Origin of the sequence: Kitasatospora purpeofusca (genome assembly GCF_000718025.1) — a bacterium.
Lineage (GTDB): Bacteria > Actinomycetota > Actinomycetes > Streptomycetales > Streptomycetaceae > Kitasatospora > Kitasatospora purpeofusca.
Genome location: NZ_JODS01000029.1, coordinates 116,026 through 139,457, shown reverse-complemented (window position 1 = coordinate 139,457; position 23,432 = coordinate 116,026). Strand labels below are relative to the sequence as shown.

Below are 23,432 nucleotides of genomic sequence, written 5' to 3'. Positions count from 1 at the left end.
AGTGGCTCCGGGGCCCGCTGTGAAGATCCTCACCACCGGCCCTGAGCTGGGCTTATATGCCGTTTACGGTGACCGTGCCGGGTGCCTCCACGACCGGCTCGGGCGGTTTCGCGGCGGCCTCGACCCTGGCCTCGACCAGCTCCCGGAACGCCTCCAGGTCGGTCCGGACGGTCCGCTCGATCGCCCCCGCCAGCGCGAAGCCGCCGGGTCCGCCGAACGCCTCCCGGACCGCCCCCGGGTCGTACTCCACCCGGACCTGCACCCGGGTGTGCGCCGGGTCGAGCGGGCGCAGCGCGAAGGCGCCGTGCAGCTCCGGACCGTCCAGGGTGCGCCAGGCCATCACCCGGCCCCGGCCCCGGTCGGTGATCTCGGTCTCGACGTCCCGTTCGGCGCCGGCGATCTCCACCGCGAGGTGGGCCAGGTTGCGGCCGTGCGGTTGGGCGGTGCGGACGCCGTCGACGAACTGCGGGTACTCGTGGACGCGGTGCAGCTGCTCCCAGGCCGCCAGGACGGGGGCGTCGATGTCGATCTGTTCCTCCAGCGTGCTCATGGCCGGCCGGACCTCCTCGGGTTGGCGCGCGGGCCGCCCCTCCAGACTGCGCCGCGGGGCGGCCCGGGGCAAAGGGCGGGGCAGCCCGGAGGGGCGGCGGGACGGGCGGCGGAGGAGGCGGATGGCGGGCGGTCGGGCGAGACTGGGCACATGCCGGAGCTGCCAGAGGTCGAGGCCCTGACCGCCTTCCTGTCCGAACGGCTGACCGGGCGGGTGGTCGCCGAGGTGCGGCCGGTGGCGATCAGCGCGCTCAAGACCTACGACCCGCCGGTGACGGCGCTGGCCGGGCGGACGGTCGGCCCGGTGGTCCGGCACGGGAAGTTCCTGGACATCGGGCTCGTGGCCACCGGGTCGGCGGACACCGGGGCGGACGGGCTGCACCTGGTGGTCCACCTGGCCAGGGCGGGCTGGCTGCGCTGGCGGGAGCAGCTGCCGGCGGAGCCGCCGAAGCCGGGCGGGCGCAATCCGCTGGCGCTGCGGGTGCGGCTGGAGGGCCCGGACGGGGACGGCTTCGACCTGACCGAGGCGGGCACCAAGAAGGGGCTCGCGGTGTACGTGGTGCGGGACGCCGAGGAGGTCCCGGGGGTGGCCCGGCTGGGCCCGGACCCGTTCGACCCGGACTTCGACCTGGCGCGCTTCCGGGCGCTGCTGGCCGGTGAGCGCCGCCGGATCAAGGGGGTGCTGCGGGACCAGACCGTGCTGGCCGGGGTGGGCAACGCCTACTCGGACGAGGTGCTGCACGTGGCCCGGATGTCCCCGTACAAGCTGGCGGCCGATCTGTCGGAGGAGGAGACGGAGCGGCTGTTCGAGGCGCTCGGTTCGACCCTGCGCGAGGCGGTGGAGCGTTCGCGCGGACTGGCGGCGGGGGAGCTGAAGGCGGAGAAGAAGCTGGGGATGCGGGTGCACGGGCGGACCGGGCAGCCCTGTCCGGTCTGCGGGGACACCGTGCGGGAGGTGTCGTTCGCGGACTCCTCGCTGCAGTACTGCCCGACCTGCCAGACCGGGGGGAAGCCGCTCGCGGACCGGCGGCTCTCCCGGCTGCTCAAGTAGCGCCGCCGCCGGAGCGGTGCGGCCGCTGACAGGTGCGGCCGCCGAACCGGCCCGCGCCGTCGGCCGGCCCCGTTCCGCGGTGGGAGGCGGGGCCGGCGGGACGTCGGGGATGCCGTGGAGGGCCTACGGCTTGCGGGCGAGGCCGCCCCAGTAGTACGCCGCGTACGGGTCGGCCGGCTGCTCGCCGTCCGGGTGCCAGGACATCACCGGGGCGACGCCGGGCTCGATCAGCTCCCAGCCGTCGAAGAACCGGGTGACCTCCTCCTTGCTGCGCGGCACCAGGGTCATCCCGGCGGCGCGGGCGGAGGCGGTCACCTGGGCGACGGCGGCCTCGTTGAAGTCCTGGGTCGGGTGGGTGAGCGCGAGGTAGCTGCCGGAGGGGAGCGCGTCGCGCAGCGCGGCGACCTTGCCCCACGGGTCGTCCTCGTCGGCGATCAGCATCAGTACGGCGATCATCAGCATGCCGACCGGTTGGTCGAGGTCCAGCGTGCTGTTGAGGGCCGGGTCGGCCAGCAGCTCGGCGGGCTTGCCCAGGTCGGCGTGGATGTAGGTGGTGCGGCTGGCCGGGGTGGAGACCATCAGCGCGCGGGCGTGGGCCAGCACGATCGGGTCGTTGTCCACGTAGACGACCCGGGTGCCGGGGCTGACCGACTCGGCGATCTCGTGGGTGTTCGGCGAGGTGGGGATGCCGGTGCCGAGGTCGAGGAACTGGCGGATGCCGTAGCGCTCGGCGAGGTGGCGCACGGCGCGCTTCTGGAAGCCGCGGTTCTCCTTGGCCTGCGCCTTCATGGTGGGCACGGCCTGCTCGATGGCCTGGCCCATCGCGCGGTCGGGCGGGAAGTTGGTCTTCCCGCCCAGCCAGTAGTCGTAGACGCGGGCGGAGTGCGGGGTGCTGGTGTCGACCCCGTACTTCTCCCACTGGCTGAGTTCGGCGGCATCGTTCTCGGACCGGTCGGCGAAGTCCTGACTCGTCGTCATGGCCACGTCCTTTTAAGACAGATCATCACACTGGGAGAGGTCAGATTAGCGGGCCCGGCGGGGATCCGGTCACGGGGTGGGCGAACAGCCGGTGCACAGGGCCCGCCTTGGGCCGTTGGGGTGGTGATCGAACCTGTCGGGGTGGCCGCTGGGAGACGGGCCGATGAACGGGGGACAGATCCGTCATGCTGTCTGATCGTCAGATTACTTCGCGAAGGTTGCTGCTGGTCGCGGCGGGGATGTCGCTGCTCGGGGTCGCCGGGTGCGGCCGGGCCGAGGAGGTGGCCAGGGCCGCCGCCGCGGCCCGTTCGGCGGGCCCGGACCCGGTCCCGGGGGACTCGCCCACCGAAGGGCCGCCCCCGACCGAGGCCACGACTCCGGCAGCCGAGCAGGCCGCCGGGCCGTCCGCGGGCCCGTCCGCCGCGGCACCCGCCGCGCCGTCCGCCGCCGCACCCGCCTCCGCCCCCTCGCCCGCCGCCGCCGCGCCCTCGTCCGCGCCCCCGGCCGGGGCGGCGCCCGCGCGGGCGCTGACGGAGGCCGAGAGCCGCCCGGTGTACGAGCTCGACGCCGACCGGCGGGTGGTGGCGCTCACCATCGACGACGGCCCCGACCCCCGGCACACCCCGACCGTGCTGGCCCTGCTGGAGCAGCACGGCATCCGGGCCACCTTCTTCCTGATCGGCGAGAACGCCGTCGAGCACGCCGACCTGGTCCGGGAGATCGCCGCCCGGGGCCACCACATCGCCAACCACACCTGGACCCACCCCGACCTGCGCCACCTCTCCGAGGCCAAGGTCCGCGAGGAGCTGGAGCGCACCTCCGAGCTGCTGCACCGGACCACCGGGAAGGCGCCGACCTGGTTCCGGGCGCCCGGCGGCGACTGGTCCCCGGCCTCGCTGAAGGTGAGCGCCGAGCTGGGCATGCGTCCGATGGCCTGGTCGGTCGACCCCCGGGACTGGGCCCGCCCGGGGACGGTCGTGATCACCGACCGGATCCTCAAGGACGTCCGGCCCGGCGCGATCGTGCTCAACCACGACGGCGGCGGGGACCGTTCGCAGACGGTGGCGGCGCTGAAGGCGTACCTGCCGGTGCTGATCGACTCCGGGTACCACTTCACCGCCCCGCCCGGCTGAGTCGTCAGCACATGGAGCCGGAGTCGAAAAGGTCGCGCAAATAGTGGATAAACCACCCGAAAGGATGGATTAGAAGAATCGTTTCCCCAATTTTGGGGCCCTTAGGGTGATATCGCACTATTCCCCCGGTGCCGTCGAGTACCGCCCGAAAGGTCCCCCGTCATGCGTCTCCGCAACACCCTGGTCGCCGCCACCAGCGCGATCGGTCTCGTCCTCGCCGTTCCGGTCTCCGCCAACGCCGCCGACGGCGTGTTCCGCTACACCTACCGGGCCGACGGCTCCGAACACCGCGGCGAACTGGTCGACCCCAAGGCCGAGGAGTGCGTCGACGTCAAGGGAGCCACCGACCAGGACGCTGCCTACGCACCCGTCAACCGCACCAACGGGAGCGCCGTCGCCTTCCTGGACTTCGGCTGCGTCGGGGACGTCTACCGGGTGCTGGACCCGGGCGCCTCGGCCGGCCGGCGGCTCCACTTCCGCTCGGTCCTCTTCTCCTGAGGCGGCCGATTTCGGCGCAACTACGGGACAGTTCGGCGATTGGTTGAGACCATTCCGGTGAACCGACACCGGGAGCCGCAGTGCCGAGACCGATCGCCGGGCTGTCCGCCCGGAGCCGCGTACTTCTGACCGTCCTCTGCGTCCTCGCCCTGACCGCCGCCGGTCTCGGCCTCCAGCGCGTGCTCGGCTCCCGGGACGGCACCGCCGCCCGGCCCGTCCCCGCCGGACCGCGCACCGCCGACCGGATCGTCCCGGTGCCGCTCTCCGTCACCCCCGGCGCCGGTGCCGGCTACCGGCTCACCGACCGCACCGTGATCCGGACCGCCCCCGGCGCGGAGGCGGTGGAACGACAGGCCGGGGAGGTGCGGGCGATCGCCGAGCGGCTCGCCGAAGCCCTTCGCCGCCCCACCGGACTGCCCCTCCCGGTGGTGGAACCCGCAGCCGGCGACGGCATCGCCCTGGCACTCGACCCCGCGCTCCCCGAGGCCACCGGCGCCGAGGGCTACCGGCTGACCGCCGACGCCGACGGGGTGCGGATCACCGCCCGCAGCGCCGAGGGCCTGTTCCGGGGAACCCAGACCCTCCGGCAGCTGCTGCCGCCGCGGATCGAGAGCCCGGTCCCGGTCGCCGACGGCACGGAGTGGACGCTCGCCCCGGTCACCGTCGAGGACCGCCCGCGCTACGCCTACCGGGGCGCGATGCTCGACGTCGCCCGGCACTTCTTCACCCCGGCCGAGGTCAAGGGCTTCATCGACCGCCTCGCGCTGTACAAGCTCAACCACCTGCATCTGCACCTGACCGACGACCAGGGCTGGCGGATCGAGGTACCGGCCCGGCCCGCCCTGACGGCGGTGGGCGCGACCAGCGAGGTCGGCGGCACCCCCGGCGGGTTCTACACCGCGGCCGACTACCAGGAGATCGTCCGCTACGCGCAGGAGCGCTACCTGACCGTCGTCCCGGAGATCGACCTGCCGGGCCACAGCAACGCGGCCCTCGCCGCCTACCCCGAGCTGGACTGCACGGGCAGCGCCCGCCCCTGGCCGTACACCGGGATCGAGGTCGGCTTCTCCACGCTCTGCCCGACCGGTGACGCGGTGTTCTCCTTCACCCGGGACGTGGTCACCGAGCTGGCCCGGCTCACCCCGGGGCCCTATCTGCACCTCGGCGGCGACGAGGTGAAGGGGGTCGCCCCGGCCGAGTACGCGGAGTTCGTCCGGCGGGTCGGCGAGCAGGTGCGCGCGGCCGGGAAGACCCCGGTGGGCTGGAACCAGACCGCGCCGGGCGGGATCGGGTTGCTGCAGTTCTGGGACGGCCGGGCCGGGCGCGACACCGAACTGCGGGAGGCCGCCGAACGCGGCGCCGAGGTGATCATGTCGCCGTCCGGCCGCAGCTACCTGGACATGAAGTACGAGGCGACCTATCCGCTCGGCCTGGTCTGGGCCGGAACCGTCGACGTCAGGACCGCGTACGACTGGGACCCGGACACCCTGCTGCCGCTGCGGGCGGGCTCGGTCGTCGGCGTCGAGGCGCCGCTGTGGACCGAGACCCTGGACACCCCCGGCGAGCTCGACCTGATGCTGCTGCCCCGGCTGCCCGCGCTCGCCGAACTGGGCTGGTCGCCCCGGGCGAGCCACGACTGGGGGCGCTTCAAGGCCCGGCTCGCCGAGGAGGGCGCCCGCTGGGAGGCGGCCGGCTACGCCTACGAGCGGCGGCACGAGGTGCCCTGGCCGGCCCCGTAGCGGCCGTCGGTTGCCGCCGCGGATGGGGGATCGCGCACGAACGGCGTAGCGTGGCCGGGGGAGGGGTTCGCGCAGGTCCCGACACGGCGCAGGAGGAACGATGTCCGAACGGGAACCGGACCCGGTCGAGCAGGAGGAGTTCGCGGGTCGCGTTTTGCAGGTGCTCAACGACGCCTGCCTGGGATTCATGGCCAGTGTCGGCCACCGGACCGGCCTCTTCGACACCATGGCCGGCCTTCCGCCCTCGACGGTCGAGGAGGTCGCCGGTGCGGCCGGGCTGGACGGGCGCTACGTCCGGGAGTGGCTGGGCGCGATGGTGGTCGGCGGCTTCGTCGAGTACGAGCCGCGGGACCGTACCTACCGGCTGCCGCCGGAGCACGCCTCCTCGCTGACCCGGGCCGGCGGTCCGGAGAACCTGGCCGGGATGATGCAGTACCTCGCCCTGTTCGGCGAGGTCGAGGACCGGATCGTCGAGGCGTTCCGCACCGGCGGCGGGCTGCCGTACTCGGCCTACCCGCGCTTCCAGGAGCTCCAGGCCGAGGAGAGCGCGGCCGGCTACGACCTGGCGCTGGTGGACGCCGTGGTGCCGCTGGTGCCCGGGCTCGCCGAGCGGCTGCGGGCCGGGATCGACGCGGTCGACATCGGCACCGGGCAGGGCCACGCCGTCAACGTGCTGGCCAGTGCCTTCCCGGCCAGCCGGTTCACCGGGGTGGACATCTCCGAGCAGGGCATCGGCGCGGCCAAGGCCGAGGCCGCCGTGCACGGTCTGGACAACGCCCGCTTCGTGCTCGCCGACTCGGCCGACCTGACCGGCGGGTACGACCTGGTGACCGCCTTCGACGTGGTCCACGACCTGGCCCGCCCCGACCGCACCCTGCGGGCCGTCGCCGGGGTGCTGCGGCCCGAGGGCGTCTTCCTGATGGGCGACATCGCCGCCAGCAGCCTGCTGGAGGAGAACATCGACCATCCGCTCGCCCCGGCGCTGTACACCTTCTCGACCTTCTACTGCATGACGGTCTCGCTCGGCGAGGGCGGCGCCGGGCTGGGCACCGTCTGGGGCGAGCAGACCGCGCGCCGGATGCTCGCCGAGGCCGGCTTCGGCTCGGTGGACGTGTCGCGGATCGAGGGCGATCCGCTCAACCAGTACTACGTGGCGAGGCTGGCCGTCGCGGCGTAGCGCCCGCCCCGGCGGGGACAGGCCCGGCGGGGACAGGCCCGGCGGGTACAAGCTCCGAGGCCCGAGCGAAGGAGGGCGTCGATGACCGGCAACGGCTACGCACACCCCGAGGCACTGGTCGGCACCGAGTGGCTCGCCCGGCACCTCGACGACGGCACGCTCCGCGTGGTCGAGGTGGACGAGGACAACGGCGCCTACGAGCGCGGCCACCTGCCCGGCGCGATCGGCTGGAACTGGGCCACCGATCTGCACAGCCCGGTCGGGCGCGACTACGTGGACCGCGCGGGCGTCGAGCACCTGCTGCGCGCGGCCGGGGTCGAGGAGGACACCACCGTCGTGCTGTACGGCGGCAACAACAACTGGTTCGCCGCCTACGCCTACTGGCTGCTGCGGCTGCGCGGCTTCGGCCCGGTGCGGCTGCTGGACGGCGGGCGCAAGAAGTGGGAGCTGGAGGGGCGGGAGCTGACCGCCGAGGTACTGGACCACCAGCACAGCCCGTACCGGCTGACCGGGCCCGAGCACCCGGAGGTGCGGGCGATGCGGGACGAGGTGCTGGCCAAGGCGGAGGTCTTCGCCAAGCCCGGCTCGGACGCGGTACTGGTGGACGTCCGCTCGCCGGCCGAGTTCCGGGGCGAGGCACTGGCCCCGGCGCACCTGCCGCAGGAGCAGGCCCAGGTGCCCGGGCACATCCCGGGCGCCGTCAACATCCCCTGGTCGCAGGCGACCAGGGAGGACGGGACGTTCCGCCCGGCCGAGGAGCTGCGGGAGCTGTACGGCGGCCGGGGCATCGGGCCGGAGCAGGAGGTGATCGCCTACTGCCGGATCGGGGAGCGTTCGGCGCACACCTGGTTCGCGCTGACCGAGCTGCTCGGCTTCGAGCACGTCAAGAACTACGACGGGTCGTGGACCGAGTACGGCTCGCTGGTCCGGGCGCCGGTGGCACTGGGAGCCTGACGGGGTGGCAGCAGGCGGTCGGTGGACGGGCCGTGACGTCGTGTCACGGTTCGGCCGCCCGGCCATTTCGGCCTGTTTCTTCTCATGAACATTTCATCGTTCAGGCGTAGGACCGGGTTCGTTGGGACAAGGATCGATCCGACCCGTTGTCCCAGTGATCCTGTGGAGGACCCCTGTGCGCAAGAGGCTGATCGTCTCTGCCGCTGCCGGCGCGCTCGCCCTGCTGCTGTCCGTCCCCGCCTCCGCCGCCCAGGCCGGCCCGGGTGCGGCGGGCATCGGCGATCCCTACTACCCGAACGCCGGCAACGGCGGCTACGACGTCTCGCACTACGACATCCGGCTCAAATACCAGCCCGCCACCGACGAGCTGGAGGGCACCACCACCGTCCTGGCCACCGCCACCCAGGACCTCACCCGCTTCAACCTCGACTTCGTGCTCAGCGTGAAGGAGGTGCTGGTCAACGGCCGGGCCGCCAAGTTCACCACCAGCGGCGAGCAGGAGCTGGTGATCACCCCCTCCCGCACCGTCGCCAAGGGCAGCCCGCTCACCGTGGTCGTCCGCTACGCCGACAAGCCGGGCGAGGTCGAGCGCGGCGGGTACTCCGCCTGGCTGCGCACCCCCGACGGCGGGGTGGCCGCCAACGAGCCCGAGGGCGCCGCCTGGTGGTTCCCGGCCAACGACCACCCGACCGACAAGGCCACCTTCGACGTCTCGGTGCTGGTGCCGGAAGGCACCCAGGTGGTCAGCAACGGCACCCAGACCACCAGCTCCCGGCCCGGCTGGACCCGCTACAACTACCGGCAGACCAAGCCGCAGGCCACCTATCTGGCCACGCTGGCGATCGGGAAGTTCGACATCCGCAAGGACACCACCGAGGGCGGGCTGCCGGTCATCACCGCCTACAGCCCCGACCTCGGCGTCAACCTCGGCGCCGCGCAGGCCAGCGTCGAGCGGACCGGCGAACTGACCGACTGGCTCAGCACGGTGTTCGGCCCGTACCCGTTCGAGACCGTCGGCGGCTACGTGCCCAATGTGCCGACCGGCTACGCGCTGGAGACCCAAGGGCAGGTCTTCTACAGCCCCGCGCAGTTCGCGCGCGGCGCCAACACCTCCGTGGTGGCGCACGAGCTGGCCCACCAGTGGTACGGCGACAGCGTCTCGGTGCAGCGCTGGAGCGACATCTGGCTCAACGAGGGCTTCGCCCGGTACGCGCAGTGGCTCTGGTCGGAGCACGAGAACGAGGGCACGGCGCAGGAGCTGGCCGACTACGTCTACAACAACTACGCGGCCGACAACGCGTTCTGGTCCGTGCGGCCGGGGGACCCGGGCCCGGACCACCAGTTCGCCGGCGCCGTCTACGACCGCGGCGCGATCGCCATCCAGGCGCTGCGCAACACGGTCGGGGACGACAAGTTCTTCGCGATCCTGAAGGGGTGGCCGACCGAGCGCAAATACGGCAACGCCACCATCCCGCAGTTCCAGGCCTACGCGGAGAAGGTCTCCGGCAAGCCGCTGGGCGCGCTGTTCAACACCTGGCTGTTCACGGCCGGCAAGCCGGCGGTGGGCTCGGCCGGAGCGCCGGCCGGCTCGGCGCTCGCGGCGGCGCCCGGGGTCGCGGGCCTCGCCCCGGGGGCGTCGGCGGCGTCGCCGGCGCAGCCGAAGTCCTGGCAGAAGATCCAGGACACCAACGCGGTGCACGAGCACCGGGGCTGACGCTCCCTCGCCCGCGTGCGAGCGGGAGTTGCCGGGGCCCGGTCGGCCGCCCACATGGGTGGCCGACCGGGCCTCCGGTCCTTCAGGGGCGCAGCGCGCGCTCCTCGGTGAGGACCAGCTCCTCGATGCCGCGCAGGAAGCGCTCCATCGCGGGCCGGGGCAGCAGCGCGGGGTCGGCCGTCATGGCGAGCTGCAGGGCGGTCGGGGTGCGCTGCGCGTCCAGGGCGTAGGTGAGCCCGGGACGCGGGTCGAAGTCGACCGGCCAGTCCAGGGTGGTGGCCCCGTCGGCCCCGGCGCCCGCGACGGCCGGGTCCGGGGCGGTGAGGCCGCCGGGGAGCAGGTCGCGGGTGTCGTTGAAGACGCAGGAGCGGTCGGCGAGCGGTACCCGGTCGGCGGTGAGGCGCTCGATCTCGGCGTCCAGCAGGCGGCGGTCGTAGTAGGCGTGCCGGTAGGCGGCGATCGACGCGGCGTGGGTGCGGCGCACGGCCGCGCCGAACTCGCCGTCGGCGTCCTGGAGGTGCAGCAGGGCGTCGCCGGCGATCACGCTCACCGCGTCGGTGAGGCCGGACAGGAAGCGGTTGTTGACCACCACCTGGAGCACCGCGTCCGGGCGGCCGGCCAGCCGGGCCGTCATGGCGGCGGTGGCGGCCAGCAGGACGGCGGAGGAGCCGGCCCGGTGCGCGGCGGCCACCGTGTCGACCGCGCGGAGCAGGGCGGGCGAGCTGAGGACGGCGTTCGGGAACCGGGCGGCGGGATCGGCCGCCGGGGCGGGCGGGAACAGCCGGTCCGGGGCGGCGCGCAGTTTGCGCAGGGTGTGCGCGCGGGCGTTGGCGTCGCGCTTGCGGCCGCGCTCCGAGGTCTGGAACCCGGCCTCCTCCAGGGGCTGCTGGGTGGTCCGGCCGGCCCGGACCGCGGCCGGGTCGGCGCCCAGGGCGAGGGCGGTGAGGTCGCGGACCAGCAGGCCCATCCCGGTGCCGTCCACGGCGGTGTGGGAGAGCACCAGGGAGATGTGCCGCACCAGGCCGTCGGCCACGACCAGGCCGACCCGGACCGGCCACTCGGCGCCGCAGTCGAAGGCACGGCCCGTCAGGTCCTCGTGCAGCGCGGCTCCGGCGGCGCCGAGCCCGGCCCGGTCGGTGTCGGCGGGGAGGTCCCGGACCGGGACGGGCAGGGTGCCCGCCGGGTCGACGGTCTGGCGCAGTCCGCTGCCGTCCGGCTCGGGGAGCAGCCGGGTGTGCAGGGAGTCGTGCAGGTGCAGCAGGTGCCCGAGGGCGGCCAGGACCACCGGGAGCGGCAGGCCGGGGTCGAGCGGGGCGGCGGTGCCGATGTTGTAGCGGGGGCGGTCGGCGGGGGCCAGGCGGTTGACGACGTCCCAGATGGCTCGCTGGCCCCAGGTGGCGGGGCCGCTGCCGGAGCGGCCGTCGGCGAAGGGTATCTCCAGTTGTCGACTCGTGGTCACCGTGGGGGTTCTCCGATGCGCTGGTGCGGATGCGGGGTGGTGGTACGGGCGGGTGCGGTGGGAGCCGTCCCGGAGAGTCTGCGGCACGGCCGCGAAATCGCGCCAGAAGAAGGTCAAATCCGGTAAGGATCTTCGGAACCCGGGCTACCGGGCGGTACATCCGGGGTCGGCGTGGCAGCATCTCGCATGTGAGGCGTGACATTGCACATGTGACGTGCGATCAGGGGTGATGTGCGACCACCCGGGACGTGCAGTCGACCGCGATGCCCGCCTCGCGAACGAACCCACCCTCCGTTCGTCCGAAGGAGAAGTACCGAGATGAAGCGATTCGCCGCGCTCCTCGCCACCGGCGCCGCGCTCTCCGCGCTGGCCGTCACCGGGGCCACCCAGGCCTCCGCGCAGACCACCGGCGGCCCCACCGGCCCCACCAAGAACTGCGTCGACGGGTTCCCGGGCGTCGTCAACCTGCGGCTCTGCGCCTCGGTGACCGGCGACCAGGTCGTGTTCTCCGGTTATGCGACCCCCGCCAGCGTCGCCTGGAACCCGCAGAAGGTGTCCTTCAACCTGACCGCGAGCGTCGTCGGCGGCGCCCTGATCGGGAGCGACTCGCCCTACGTGCTCATCCCCGGCGGCGGCATCCCGGTCGGCAACGTCTCCGGCACCGCGCCGTGCGGCTCCAGCGTCCAGGCCACGTTCAACGTGACCCAGTGGGGCTGGCCGCCGTCGACCGCCACCGTCACCGTGCCGGTCACCTGCTGACGAAGCACTGACCGGGGCCGGTCCCGCGGATCCTTCCGGGGCCGCGGCGAAATCGGCGGGACCGGCCCCGGTCGCCGGCACCTCGTGCCGCAGTGGCTCAGCGGTGCCGCAGCGGCTCAGCGGCTCAGCGGTGCGGCGGTGCAGTGGTGCGGCGGTACAGCGGTGCAGTCGTGCGGCGGCGCAACCAGGGTCTGCCGGACCCAGGGTCCGCCGGACCCGGGTGGAACAGGGCCCTGGGTGGCGCGCGGCGGTGCGACCAGAGTGGTCCCGTCAGGCCGTCCGCGCCAACGAACCGCACCGGAGCAGAACATGAACCACCCCACGTACCCCTCGCTCGCCACCCGCACCGCCGTCGTCACCGGAGCCGCCAGCGGCATGGGCGAGGCCACCGCCCGGCTGCTCGCCGCCGACGGCGCCCGGGTCGCCCTGCTGGCCCGCCGGGCCGAGCGGCTGGACGCCCTCGCCGCCGCGATCACCGCCGCCGGCGGCCGGGCCCTCGCCGTCACCGCCGACGTCACCGACCAGTCCTCGGTCGACGCCGCCGTCCGGACCGTGCACGACACCTGGGGCCCGGTCGACCTGGTGGTCAACAACGCCGGGGTGATGCTGCCCAATCCGCTCGCGGACGGGCGGATCGACGAGTGGACCCGGATGATCGACACCAATCTGACCGGCGCGCTGCGGATCGTCCGCGCCTTCTCCGCCGACCTCGTCGCGGCCGCCGCCGAGGGCCGCCCCGCCGACCTGGTCAACGTCTCCTCCATCGCCTCCCACGTGCTGTTCCCCGACTACGCCGTCTACGGGGCCACCAAGGCGGCGCTCACCCAGCTGTCCGCCGCGCTGCGCACCGAACTCGGCCCCCGGGACGTGCGGGTCGCCGCAATCGAGCCCGGGCTCACCGACACCGAACTCGGCGGGCACATCGACAACCCGGTGCTGCGCGAGCAGCTCGACGGGATGTTCGACGCGATGCCGGCGCTGACCGCCCAGGACATCGCCGAGCTGATCGCCTTCACCGTCACCCGTCCGCGCCATGTGAACCTCCGTCACCTGGTCGCCCTGCCGACCCGGCAGGCCTGAGCGTCAAGGCGGGGCGAGCGGTGCCACGCGATCGGGTGGTGGATACCTCCCGTCCGGGTGACTGTGGTTCCGTCGGGCCGTTCGTGCGCCAAGAGTGGTGCGCCATGACCACTGAAGACTTGGACGTTCCCCGCCCGGACACGACCGGCGTCGTGCCCGGACCGGCCCGGCGGTCGGTCGTCGCGGTGACCGGCGCGTCGGTGCTCGCCGCCGGTCTCACCGCCGCCGCCGTTCCCGCCGCCGCGCTCGCCCCCGCCGCCCCGCCGACCGTCCCGCCCGCGGCCGACCCGCCGACCGCAGTGCCCCCGACCGCCGTGCCGCCCGGGACCGACGAGCGGGCGTACACCATGGTCGCCCGCGCCATCGCCGTCCACGACGAGCTCGACCGGCCGCTCGCCCCGGGCTATCTGGAGATCGTCCGGAACGGCCTGCCGCCGGGCCGCGCCCGGGGGACCAAGCGGGTGCTGGTCGTCGGGGCCGGACCGGCCGGACTGCTCGCCGCCGACCTGCTCAACCGGGCGGGGCACGACGTCGTCGTGATCGAGGCCAACGGCAACCGCGTCGGCGGCCGGATCAAGACCTTCCGCAAGGGCGGCCACGAGAACGCCGCCCAGCCCTTCGCCGACCCCCTGCTCTACGCCGAGGCGGGGGCGATGCGGCTGCCCGAGAGCCACCCGCTGGTGATGGCGCTGCTCGACAAGTACCGGCTGCCGCGGCAGGAGTTCCTGCTGGTGGACGTCGACCCGCAGAACCCCTCGCAGCGGACCAACCGCACCTGGATCCATGTCAACGGGCTGCACGTCCGGCGGGCCGACTACGAGCGGGACCCCTCGGCGGTCAACGGGTCCTTCGGCGTCACCGGGCCCAACCGCGGCCGGACCGCCGCCGTGATCTACGCCGAGGCGCTGGAGAGCGCGCTGGCACTGGTCCGGGGCAAGGAGGGAACGGCCCTGGTGGAGGGCTGGGCCACCGTGCTGCGGCGGTACGGGCACTGGTCGATGTACCGGTACCTCACCGAGCAGGGCGGGCTCGACACCAGGACGATCGACCTGATCGGCACCGTCCAGAACGTGACCTCGCGGCTGCACCTCTCCTTCGTGCACAGCTTCCTGTCCGCCGCTCTGATCGACCCGAGGACGAGGTTCTGGGAGATCGAGGGCGGCACGGCGAAGCTCGTCGACGCCCTGTACGCGGCGGTGAAGGGGAAGGTGCGCTTCGACCGGCGCGCGGTGCGGATCGACCGGCAGGGCGGCAAGGTCCGGGTGCACACCGTCTCCGAGGACGGCGGGACCGGCCGCGGAGGGGTCGCCGAGGTCTTCGAGGGGGACGAGGCGATCGTGACCGTGCCCTTCGCCGGGCTGCGGCACGTCACCTTCGACCCGCCGCTCGGCTACGGCAAGCGGCGGGCGGTCACCGAACTCCACTACGACGCCGCGACCAAGGTGCTGCTGGAGTTCTCCCGCCGCTGGTGGGAGTTCACCGAGGAGGACTGGCGGGCCGCGCTGGACTCGGTGGAGCCCGGCCTCTACCGGAAGTACCAGCAGGGCAAGGTCACCGACGGGCGGTACCTCGGGGCGCACGGTTCGGTGAAGGCGCTCGGGGTGAGCGTGCCCGGCGAGCTGCGGGAGTGCTTCGCGGCCTTCCGCCCGGTCGGCGGCGACCCGGAGGCCGCCCGTGTGCGCGGCGGCGGCGCGGTGACCGACCACGCCAACCGGTTCGTCTACTTCCAGCCCGACCACCCGGTGAAGGGCAGCGAGGGCGGCGTGGTGCTGGCCTCCTACAGCTGGGCGGACGACGCGCTGAAGTGGGACGCCTACGCCGACGAGGAGCGCTACCTGCGGGCGCTGGCCGGGGTGCAGGCCGTCTTCGGCCGCCGCTGCGAGGTCTTCTTCACCACGAAGGGCAGGACGCAGTCGTGGATGCGTGACCACTACGCCTACGGGGAGGCCTCGGTGCTGCTGCCGGGTCAGCACACCGAGCTGTTCCCCGACATCCCCGGCTCCGAGGGGCCGCTGCACTTCGCGGGGGACCACACCTCGACGAAGCCGGCCTGGATCGAGGGCGCGCTGGAGTCGGCCGTCCGGAGCGCGCTGCTGGTGCACACGGGCTGACCGGTCCACTGGCCGACCGGGTCAGGGACTGACCGGCCCACGGGCCCGGCCGGGTCAGGCGATCCCCGCGGCGTGCGGGGATCGCTCGGGTGCTGGACGGCGGGGGGTCGGCGAGGGCCGGGGTCAGCGGGTCGCGGTGAGCAGGTAGTAGTCGAGCAGGCCGTCCCGCCAGGCGGGGAGGAAGTTGCGGGTCCAGTGGCCGGGCGGGACGGTGCCCTCGAGATAGCGGTCGAGGCCGGGCCAGACGTCCGGGCCGATGGACTCCGCGGTGACCTCGGCGAAGCCGGCCGCCCCGAGGTCGGACGTGAAGCCGGCCAGCGGGTGGGCGACGTCCAGCCCGTTGGCGAAGCTGCCGAGCAGGATGCTCAGCCGCTCGACCACATCGGCCCCCTCGGCGGAGAAGAAGGTGGTCACCACCAGGCGCCCGCCTGGGCGCAGCACCCGGGCCGCCTCGTGGGCGAAACCGGTCAGCTCGCGGAAGTGCTGGGCCGCCTCGACCGAGTACAGGCCGTCCAGTGAGGCGTCCGCGAAGGGCAGGTCGTCGGCGGAGCCCAGGGTGTAGCCGAGCCGGTCCGGGAAGGTCGCCAGCGCCTTGGCGTTGACGGCGCGGGCGCGCTCGATCTGGTCGGGGTGGATGTCGACCCCGGTGACGGCGGCGAACCGGAACTCGCAGAGCGCGAGCGCCGCGCCCAGTCCGCGTCCGCAGCCCACCTCGCCGAGCCGCAGCGACTCGGCGGGCCCGGGGAAGGCGCGCAGCACCCGGCGGTAGAGGTTCTCCTGGCTGCGGACGCGGTCCTCGGTCGTCGGGTCGGTGGTGCGAATGCCGCTCCAGTCGCCGAAGTTGATGAATCCGCCCGCGAAGGAGGCGGCCTGTGAGAGGTCGTCGGCGCCGTAGGTCCGGCGTACCGGTCCTGGGATGCGGTCCTGGTTCATGGCTCGCTCGAGCTCCTCGTGTGTCGTGGCGACGGCCGGGTGAAGGCGGTGGCCGGGGTGACGGCGCGGGCGGGGAAGGGCCGGTGGACCGGGCCTCCCGCGGGCGCGCGCCGCAGTACGTACCCAAACCGGCCGGTGGTGGAACTACCCGAAGGAAGTGGTTTCGGGAGGGGAGGAGCAGGTCAGGAGGGACGGGTGGGAAATGGGTGGGCGGAAGAGGAGCGGGCTGGGAGACTGGGCGCCGATCGTTCGGGTCCGACGGAAACGGGGAGTGCCATGGGGATGGGGACGGGCGCGGGGAGCGGCGCGGGGGACGGGCGGACCGCCCCGCCGCTGACCGGGGGCGAGCGCGAGACGCTGCGGGCGTTCCTGGACTTCCACCGGGCCACCCTGGCGATGAAGTGCGCCGGGTTGACGGACGAGCAGCTGCGGCTGAGGTCGAGCCCGCCGTCCACGCTGACCCTGCTCGGGCTGGTGCGCCACATGGCGGAGGTCGAGCGGACCTGGTTCCGGCGGGTCATCGACGCGCAGGACATCCCGCTGGTGTGGTCAGCCGAGGGCGACTTCCAGGCCGCCTACGACGCGGACGGCGCGGACCGGGCCGAGGCCTTCGCGGCCTGGGAGGCGGAGGTGGAGCACGCCCGGCGGATCGAGCGCGAGGCGGAGTCGCTGGACGTCACCGGGTACCAGGCGCGCTGGCAGGCGGAGGTCTCGCTGCGGCTGGTGATGCTCCACCTGATCCACGAGTACGCGCGGCACAACGGGCACGCGGACTTCCTGCGGGAGGCGATCGACGGGGAGGTCGGGGCGTAGGTCGGGGCGTAGCGGGGTGGCCCCGCCGGGCCGGTCGGGGAGCCCGGTGAACGCGCGGCGGGGTGCGGGCCGTATCCGTCACCGTGACAGTGATGACCTCGGGACGCGGTCCTGGCAAGCTGGCCGCCATGGCGGAAGCGGTGGGTGGGGCGGGAGTCCGGGAGCTGGTCGCGGGGTGGCTCGCGGCGGAGCGGCCCGGCGAGGACGGGTCCGGCGGCGGGGAACCTGCCGACGGCGGATGGGCGGTGCCCCCGGCCGCCGGGGCGGTGGTGGTCGCGGCCGCCCGGCGGTTGGCCGGGGCCGGTCCGGAGCCGGACGGTCCGCCGCCGGCGGCGCCGGAGGGGCTGCGGCTGATCGCCGAGGCCCTGGTGGTGGACGAGCACCCGTCGGCGGGAGCGTGGACGGCGCGGGAACGGGCCGAGGCCGTGGAGTGGGTGGCGCTGCTGCTGCACCGCTTCGGTGAGGACGGCGTCACGATGCTGACGGCCGAGCTGACCGCCGGGCCGAGGGGGGAGGCGGAGTCGACGGGGGAGTCCGGGGTGGGGGACCCGGAGTCCGGACGCGCCTCAGCCGGCTAACACCGCCAGCCGCCGGTCCAGCTCGCTGACGATCGCGGTGTCGCCGAGCCGCCCGTACAGGCCGCGCGCCGCCCGCAGGGTGCCGACGGCCTCCGGGGTGCGGCCGGTCGCCAGCAGGAAGTCGGCGAAGTGGCGTTCGGCCACCGCGTGCAGATGGACGGCGCCGGCGAACCGGCAGCGCTCCACCGTCTGCCGCCAGGCCTCCTCCGCGTCGCCGTGGCGGCCGAGCAGTTGCAGGGCGTGCGCCTCGTTGATCATCGCGGAGAGGTGGAACACGGCCAGCGGGTGCTCGACGAGCAGGGACCTGGCCTCCCGGGCCCGGCGCAGCGCCTGGGCCGGATCGCCGGCCAGGCCGTACAGGCCGGCGGTGTTGCTGAGCGCGTAGGGGGCGTGCTCGGCGTGGCCGTGCGTCTCGGCGAGGGCGATCGCCCGCTCGCCGAGCCGGACCGCCTCGTCGGGTCGGCCGCCGGCCGCCGTGGTCACGGCCAGCACGGTGAGCGCCTGCACCCGGACCGCGTCGTCGGTGCCGGAACTGCGGTCGACCGCCCGGAGGGCCAGCCGGTGCGCCTCCACCGTCCGGCCCCGGCCGCTCAGGGCGCGGGCCGTGACGGCCTCCATCGCGGCCACCGCCGCGGGATCGCCGGTGCGGCCGGCCGCGTCGAGTCCGGTCCGCAGGCAGGCCAGCCGGTCCGGGCGGCGCCCGACGCTGTAGTAGAGGCCGTCGGCGCGGTAGGCGAGCCGCCAGGCGCGGTCGTGGTCGCCGCTCTCGGCGGCGGCTGAGACCAGGCCCCGGACGGCGGGCTCCTCGGCCTGGAACCAGTCCAGGATCGAGCGGACGGTGGGCAGATGGGGCCGGGCGGCGCGGCGGCCGCCGGACCTCGGCGGCGGGCCACCGAGGCCGACGGGGCCGCCGGGGCCGACGGGGCCGCCGGGGCCGGTGCCGGTGGGACCGGCGGCGCCCGGGGCGGGCTGGAGCAGGGCGGCGCCGTGCGCCACCGTCGCCAGGTAGTGGTCGGCCAGCGCGGCGGTGGCGGTGGCGTGCTCGGACGCGTGCCGCTCGTCGAGGAGTTCGGCCCCGTAGAGCCGGACCAGGTCGCAGCGGCGGTAGCGGCCGGGCGCGATCTCGGTGAGCAGGTGGTGCGCGGCCAGGGCGGCCAGCGCGTCCCGGGCCTCGTCCGGGCCGGCGCCGAGCAGTGCGGCCGCGGCGGGCACGTCGGTCTCCCGGCCGGGGTGGACGGCGAGCAGGGCCAGCAGGTGGGCCGCCGTACCGGTCAGGTGGCGCAGCGTCCGGTCCAGCGCGGCGCGCAGGCTGCTGCTGCCCCGGGTGTCCAGGGCGTGCAGCCTGGTCCGCTCGTCGTCGAGTTCGGGCAGCAGGTCGGCGACCGCCCAGGCGGGGTGGGTGGCCAGCCGGGCGGCGACGATCCGCAGGGCGAGCGGCAGCCGTCCGCAGAGCTCGGCGAGCCGGGCGGCGGCCTCCGGTTCGGCGGCCACCCGGGGGCGGCCGAGCAGGTGCTCCAGCAGGTGCCCGGCCTCCTCGGCGGGCAGCGGGCCGAGGCGCAGCAGGGCGGCGCCCTCGGTGACCACGAGGTCCGCCAGGGTGCTGCGGCTGGTGACCACGGTCGCGCAGCCGGGACCGGCGGGCAGCAGGTCGGTGAGGTCCCCGGCGTCCGCGACGTCGTCCAGGACCACCAGCAGGCGGCGGTCGCGGCTGAGCGAGCGGTACAGCGCGGCGCGGGCCGGGCGGTCCGCGGGCAGTTCGGACTCCGGTACGCCCAGGGCGTGCAGGAACCGGCCGAGGACGGCGGCGGGGTCGGCGGGGCGTCCGGGGCCGAAGGCGTTGAGGTCGGCGTGGAGCCGTCCGTCGGGGTAGGCGGCGGCCGCGTCGTGCGCCCAGCGGAGGGCGGTGGCGGTCTTGCCGGTGCCGGCCGGGCCGACCAGGACGGCGAGGGGGGCGGCGCCGGGTGCGCCGGGTGCGCCGGGTGTGTCGGGTGTGCCGACGGCGTCCGGGGCGGCGCGGTCCGGGTCGATGCGGTCCGAGCCGCGCAACCGGTCCGAGAGCCAGGCGAGTTCGGGGGCGCGGCCGACGAAACCGGCTGCCGGGCGGGGGAGTTGGTCGGGGGCGGCGGTCGCCCGGGCGGGGGTCGGGGCCGGGGCCGGGGGAGCGGTGGGCGCGACGGGCTCGGCGGACGCGGGTGCGGGCCGGGCGGCTGCCGGGCGTCCGCCGCCGGAGGGGCGGGGGGTCGACTTGCAGCTCGCGAACGGCACCGCCGTCGGCGGCCGGACGGCCGGGGCGGTGGTGGGCCGGGCGGCGGTTGTCGGGGCGACAGCGGCCGGGCGGGTGGTCGCCGGTGCGGTGCCGGGGCGGGGCCGGCCGAGGATGCGGACCGGCCCGGGAGTCGTTGTCGTCGCCGGGCGTCGTGCCGGGTCCTCGGACAGCACCCCCGACACCGCCGACCGCAGCGCGCTGCCCGGCCCGACGCCGAGGTCCGCGGCGAGCCGGCGGCGGGTGCGGTGATAGGCGTTCAGGGCGTCCCACGAGCGACCGGACTGCTGCAGACAGAGCACCAGCCGCGCGGCCAGCGCCTCGTTCCACGGGTCGGCCTCGGCGGCGCGGTCCAGCTCGGGCACGGCGTCCGCGCCCAGCCCGAGCCGGAGCAGCCGGTCGGCCCAGGCCTCCAGCGCGAGAGTGCGGTCCTTCCGCAGCCGGTCGGCGAGCGCGTCCCGCAGGTCGGTCTCGGGCAGGTCGGCGAGCGCGGCGGGCCCCTGCCACAGGGAGAGCGCCCGGCGCAGCAGCCCGGCCGCCGCCTCGTCGCCGTCCGGGGCGCTCCGGTCGGCGGCGTCGGCGACCAGCCGTTCGAACAGCAGCGAGTCCACCGCGTCCGCCGGACCGTCCAGCCGGTAGCCCGGCGGACGGGTGGAGAGGACGAGGCCCGAACCGGCGATCAGCTTGCGCAGCGCGGCGATGTGGCCCTGCAGCGTGGCCCGGGCCCGGGCCGGCGGCGCGTCACCCCAGAGCAGTTCGAAGAAGCGTCCGACCGGGACGGTGCGGCCGAGTTCGAGCGCCAGCAGGGCCAGCGTGGCGCGCCGCTTGGCGGCGGCGGGCTCGACGGACCGGCCGTCGGCGGTCCGCAGTTCCACCGGGCCCAGCAGCCGAACGAACACGGATCCTCCCTGGTGAGAGCGGGTGGACGAGGGTTTCCATCCCTGTGCGGGGCGCAGTCTAGCCACGCTGGAGGTTCGTCTTGTGACGTTCGGTGTGCGATTTCGGGAATGGTGGGTATCTGTCCGACCGGGGGGTTGACGGCAGCCGGTTCGTGGTCCCCGCGGGCGCGCGCGGGGGCGTCCCCCGGTCGGCGGCGGACGGTGCGTCCGCCCGTCGCGCCGCCGGGGTCCGCCGTCGCGCCGCCGGTGAGGCACTGTCGTCCGCGTGCTGACGAAGGGGCCGCCGGGCGGGTCGGGTGCCGCGGCGGCGGGTGCGGGCGGCGCTGCGCGAGGGTCCGGCGGCGGCGGCCGGGACCTGCGGCCCGGGAGCGGGATCCCAGTGGCGCGGACCGTCAGGGCGGAGCGCGTGCCCGGCGGTTCGGCAGGTGTGCGCGATCGCGCCTGCCGGGCTGCCCGAACGGGAACGCCCGAGCGGGCCCCCGGACCGGCCGCGGGGCTCCGGGGCGAAATCCGGACGACCCGTCTCCCGAGTTCAACGGACGAACGTCCACCCGGGGTTCACCTGTCGTCGGGAGGTGAACCCGGGCCTCCGGGCGCCCCGTCGATCAGAGTGCGGGGCCGTCGCGGTTCCGAGAGTTTCGACCGCCGGGAAGGGCCACCATGCTGCGAATGAACGGGCCGCTGCGGATCACCGTGCTCGACAAGGACGCCTACTACGAGCAGCGCGCGGTGGTGCGCACCCCGTACGGCACGTTCGTGCTGGAGGGGAGGCCCGGGGCCTCGCTGGACGTGCAGGCCGAGGAGTGGGAGCTGGAGCTGCAGCACTGCGTCCCGGGCGTGGGCTGGCGGCCCAACGTCCGGGTGCTGCCGTACCCGTGGCAGACCTCCGGCGGCCTGCGCAGCCGGATCCTGCGCAGCAAGGACTGCGACTGGCCGAACGGCGACCCGACCGAGCGGAACTTCGTGCTGCGGCTCTCCGCGACGGTGGCCGAGCGTCCGGGCGCGGCCCCGGCCGCCGCCGAGGCGGTGGGCCCGGCGGTCCGCGGCGGGATGCGGACCAGCTCCGGCGCGGGCCTCGGCACGGTCGGCGGGGCGGTGCCCGGCGTGCCCGCGATGCCGGGTGTGCCCGCGATGCCGGGTGTGCCCGCGATGCCGGGTGTGCCCGCGATGCCCGCGATGCCCGCGGTGTCCCCGGCACCGGCCGCGCGGCCGGTGCCGGGGGTGCGGGCCGCGGAGGCCGGCCAGCGGGCCCTGCTGAACGCCGTCCCGGTGGAGGCGGGCCGGCTGCCGACCGGCCGGGTGGCCCCGGCGGTGTGGCCCGCGCCGACCGCCCGGGAGGTGCAGGGGCGGGCGCTGGAGGCCAGGCCGCTGCAGGCCCGGCCGGTGGAGGCCGAGCGGGCGGCGCCGGTGGCGGGTGCCGAGGCATGGGGGAGCGGCCGCTAGATGTCGCCGACCACGACGTCGGTGACGCCCGCACGGAGGCGTGGGACGGGAGGACGGTCCCCGGCGGCGGAGTGACGCCCGACGGGGCGTCGGCGGGCGGTCACCGGAGCACCTCGCTGCTCCGGTCCGCTGCGATCACACCGCGCAGGGGGAACGCGACCAGCAGCGCGACCAGGACCAGGAGTCCGCTGGCCCACAGCGGCCCGAGCTCCCCGGCCGCTGTGCCGAGGGTTGTCGCGGCGACGAGGGGCCCGACGACAGCGCCCGCGTTGAGCGCGGCGGTCGCGTAGGCGCCGGCCATGGTGGGCGCCGCCGCCGCCTCGTAGAGCACCCGCGTGATCAGCGTGCTTCCGAGCGCGAACGACAGCGCGCCCTGGACGAAGACGAGGGCGAGCAGCGCGGCCGGCCTGTCGGCCAGCAGGGCCAGGGCCGGCCAGCCGACGAGCAGCAGCGCACCGCCGACCGCGACGACCGGACCGGGGTGCCGGTCGGACAACCGGCCGGCGACGGTGACCCCGGCGAAGGAACCGGCGCCGAAGAGCGCCAGCACGACCGGGATCCACAGCTCGCCCAGCCCGGCGGTGTCGGTCACGACGGGCGCGAGGAAGGTGAAGCCGGCGAAGGTCGCCGCGTTCACCACGGCGCCGAGCAGCATGACCAGGAGCAGCCGAGGCCTTTTGAGCTGCGCGAGTTCCGATCGCAGGGCCGGGCCGTCGGCGGCGGCCGTCCGCACACGTCGCGCCGGGATCCCGGTGGCGATGCCGATGACCGCGGGCAGGCAGACGGCGGCGACGGCCCAGAACGTGGCACGCCAGCCGAACAAGGTGCCGAGCACCGCCCCGCCGGGGACACCGGCGACCGCGGCCACCGTGGTCCCCGACAACAGGACGGCGAGCGCGCGTCCCTTCCGATCGGGCGGGACCAGCGTGGTGGCGGTCGTCAGGGCCACGGCGAGGAACCCCGCGTAGGCGAGTGCCGCGGCCACCCTGGTCGCCACCAGGAGCGGGAAGCTCGACGTGGCGGCGCCCACGACGTGGGCGGTCAGGAACACCAGGACGAACCCCGCGAGGCCGGAACGTCCGGGCCGGTTGCGGGCGAGCCCGGCCACGAGCGGGGCACCGACGACCATGCCGATCGCGAATGCCGAGGTGAGCGCGCCTGCTGTCCCGACCGTCACGTCGAGGTCGGGGGCGATGTCCGGCAGGAGGCCGGCGAGCATGAATTCCGAGGTGCCCATGGCGAAGGCGGCCAGGGCGAGCAGATACAGCGGGAGGGGCATCGAAGGGCTCCGAGGTGAGGAG

Annotated in this window: 19 protein-coding genes; 13 read left to right on the top strand and 6 right to left on the bottom strand. The window is 75.0% G+C overall.

Annotation, left to right across the window (positions count from 1 at the left end):
* Positions 1–52 precede the first annotated feature (52 nt).
* Positions 53–550, bottom strand: coding sequence for an SRPBCC family protein (locus tag IF01_RS0131530; RefSeq protein WP_063764342.1), 498 nt, complete (start codon positions 548–550; stop codon positions 53–55).
* A gap of 150 nt (positions 551–700) precedes the next feature.
* Here IF01_RS0131530 and IF01_RS0131525 point away from each other — a divergent pair, with 150 nt between their 5' ends.
* Complete coding sequence (locus tag IF01_RS0131525) at positions 701–1,600, top strand: Fpg/Nei family DNA glycosylase (RefSeq protein ID WP_030397009.1); 900 nt, start codon at positions 701–703, stop codon at positions 1,598–1,600.
* 123 nt (positions 1,601–1,723) lie between these two features.
* On the opposite strand, the gene IF01_RS0131520 is transcribed toward IF01_RS0131525, so the two are convergent.
* Positions 1,724–2,578 carry an SAM-dependent methyltransferase gene (locus IF01_RS0131520; protein WP_078880478.1) on the bottom strand — a complete coding sequence of 285 codons (855 nt, stop codon included), beginning with the start codon at positions 2,576–2,578 and terminating at the stop codon, positions 1,724–1,726.
* A 185-nt stretch (positions 2,579–2,763) separates the two neighbouring features.
* Here IF01_RS0131520 and IF01_RS0131515 point away from each other — a divergent pair, with 185 nt between their 5' ends.
* The 6 genes from IF01_RS0131515 (at position 2,764) to IF01_RS0131490 (ending at position 9,793) form a co-directional block, all read left to right on the top strand.
* Complete coding sequence (locus IF01_RS0131515) at positions 2,764–3,711, top strand: polysaccharide deacetylase family protein (RefSeq protein WP_037781833.1); 948 nt, start codon at positions 2,764–2,766, stop codon at positions 3,709–3,711.
* Positions 3,712–3,873: 162 nt separating this feature from the next.
* Positions 3,874–4,209 (top strand): hypothetical protein, encoded by a 336-nt coding sequence (locus IF01_RS0131510; protein ID WP_030397006.1) that lies wholly within the window; start codon positions 3,874–3,876, stop codon positions 4,207–4,209.
* Between the two features lie 80 nt (positions 4,210–4,289).
* A complete protein-coding gene (locus IF01_RS0131505; protein ID WP_051756583.1) occupies positions 4,290–5,948 on the top strand; it encodes a beta-N-acetylhexosaminidase in 1,659 nt (552 codons plus the stop codon).
* A gap of 100 nt (positions 5,949–6,048) precedes the next feature.
* Positions 6,049–7,125 carry a class I SAM-dependent methyltransferase gene (locus tag IF01_RS0131500; RefSeq protein WP_030397004.1) on the top strand — a complete coding sequence of 359 codons (1,077 nt, stop codon included), beginning with the start codon at positions 6,049–6,051 and terminating at the stop codon, positions 7,123–7,125.
* Between the two features lie 81 nt (positions 7,126–7,206).
* Positions 7,207–8,079 carry a sulfurtransferase gene (locus tag IF01_RS0131495; RefSeq protein ID WP_030397003.1) on the top strand — a complete coding sequence of 291 codons (873 nt, stop codon included), beginning with the start codon at positions 7,207–7,209 and terminating at the stop codon, positions 8,077–8,079.
* Positions 8,080–8,254: 175 nt separating this feature from the next.
* Positions 8,255–9,793, top strand: coding sequence for a M1 family metallopeptidase (locus IF01_RS0131490; RefSeq protein WP_030397002.1), 1,539 nt, complete (start codon positions 8,255–8,257; stop codon positions 9,791–9,793).
* Between the two features lie 82 nt (positions 9,794–9,875).
* Here the strand turns inward: IF01_RS0131490 and IF01_RS0131485 are convergent, their stop codons facing one another.
* A complete protein-coding gene (locus tag IF01_RS0131485) occupies positions 9,876–11,252 on the bottom strand; it encodes a condensation domain-containing protein (RefSeq protein WP_051756582.1) in 1,377 nt (458 codons plus the stop codon).
* Positions 11,253–11,570: 318 nt separating this feature from the next.
* Here IF01_RS0131485 and IF01_RS0131480 point away from each other — a divergent pair, with 318 nt between their 5' ends.
* The 3 genes from IF01_RS0131480 (at position 11,571) to IF01_RS0131470 (ending at position 15,202) form a co-directional block, all read left to right on the top strand.
* The gene (locus IF01_RS0131480; protein WP_030397000.1) at positions 11,571–12,011 is read left to right on the top strand and encodes a hypothetical protein; all 441 of its coding nucleotides are present in this window, start codon (positions 11,571–11,573) and stop codon (positions 12,009–12,011) included.
* A 309-nt stretch (positions 12,012–12,320) separates the two neighbouring features.
* Complete coding sequence (locus IF01_RS0131475; protein ID WP_030396999.1) at positions 12,321–13,091, top strand: SDR family oxidoreductase; 771 nt, start codon at positions 12,321–12,323, stop codon at positions 13,089–13,091.
* 104 nt (positions 13,092–13,195) lie between these two features.
* Positions 13,196–15,202: a flavin monoamine oxidase family protein gene (locus IF01_RS0131470; RefSeq protein WP_051756580.1), complete on the top strand. Its 2,007-nt coding sequence runs from the start codon at positions 13,196–13,198 to the stop codon at positions 15,200–15,202.
* A gap of 123 nt (positions 15,203–15,325) precedes the next feature.
* On the opposite strand, the gene IF01_RS0131465 is transcribed toward IF01_RS0131470, so the two are convergent.
* Positions 15,326–16,135 carry a class I SAM-dependent methyltransferase gene (locus IF01_RS0131465; RefSeq protein ID WP_030396997.1) on the bottom strand — a complete coding sequence of 270 codons (810 nt, stop codon included), beginning with the start codon at positions 16,133–16,135 and terminating at the stop codon, positions 15,326–15,328.
* A 276-nt stretch (positions 16,136–16,411) separates the two neighbouring features.
* Between IF01_RS0131465 and IF01_RS0131460 the strand changes: the two genes are divergently transcribed.
* Both IF01_RS0131460 and IF01_RS0131455 read left to right on the top strand, forming a co-directional pair.
* Positions 16,412–16,948: a DinB family protein gene (locus IF01_RS0131460; protein WP_375341012.1), complete on the top strand. Its 537-nt coding sequence runs from the start codon at positions 16,412–16,414 to the stop codon at positions 16,946–16,948.
* Between the two features lie 92 nt (positions 16,949–17,040).
* A complete protein-coding gene (locus tag IF01_RS0131455) occupies positions 17,041–17,526 on the top strand; it encodes a hypothetical protein (RefSeq protein WP_030396995.1) in 486 nt (161 codons plus the stop codon).
* Here IF01_RS0131455 and IF01_RS0131450 read toward each other — a convergent pair.
* Positions 17,515–20,688, bottom strand: coding sequence for an AfsR/SARP family transcriptional regulator (locus tag IF01_RS0131450; protein ID WP_051756577.1), 3,174 nt, complete (start codon positions 20,686–20,688; stop codon positions 17,515–17,517). The genes IF01_RS0131455 and IF01_RS0131450 overlap by 12 nt on opposite strands.
* A 660-nt stretch (positions 20,689–21,348) precedes the next feature.
* Between IF01_RS0131450 and IF01_RS42580 the strand changes: the two genes are divergently transcribed.
* Positions 21,349–22,131, top strand: coding sequence for a hypothetical protein (locus tag IF01_RS42580; protein WP_157855400.1), 783 nt, complete (start codon positions 21,349–21,351; stop codon positions 22,129–22,131).
* 100 nt (positions 22,132–22,231) lie between these two features.
* Here IF01_RS42580 and IF01_RS0131440 read toward each other — a convergent pair whose 3' ends face one another.
* Entirely contained in the window at positions 22,232–23,410 is a 1,179-nt protein-coding gene (locus IF01_RS0131440; RefSeq protein WP_030396993.1) for a Cmx/CmrA family chloramphenicol efflux MFS transporter, read from the bottom strand.
* Positions 23,411–23,432: the final 22 nt, after the last annotated feature.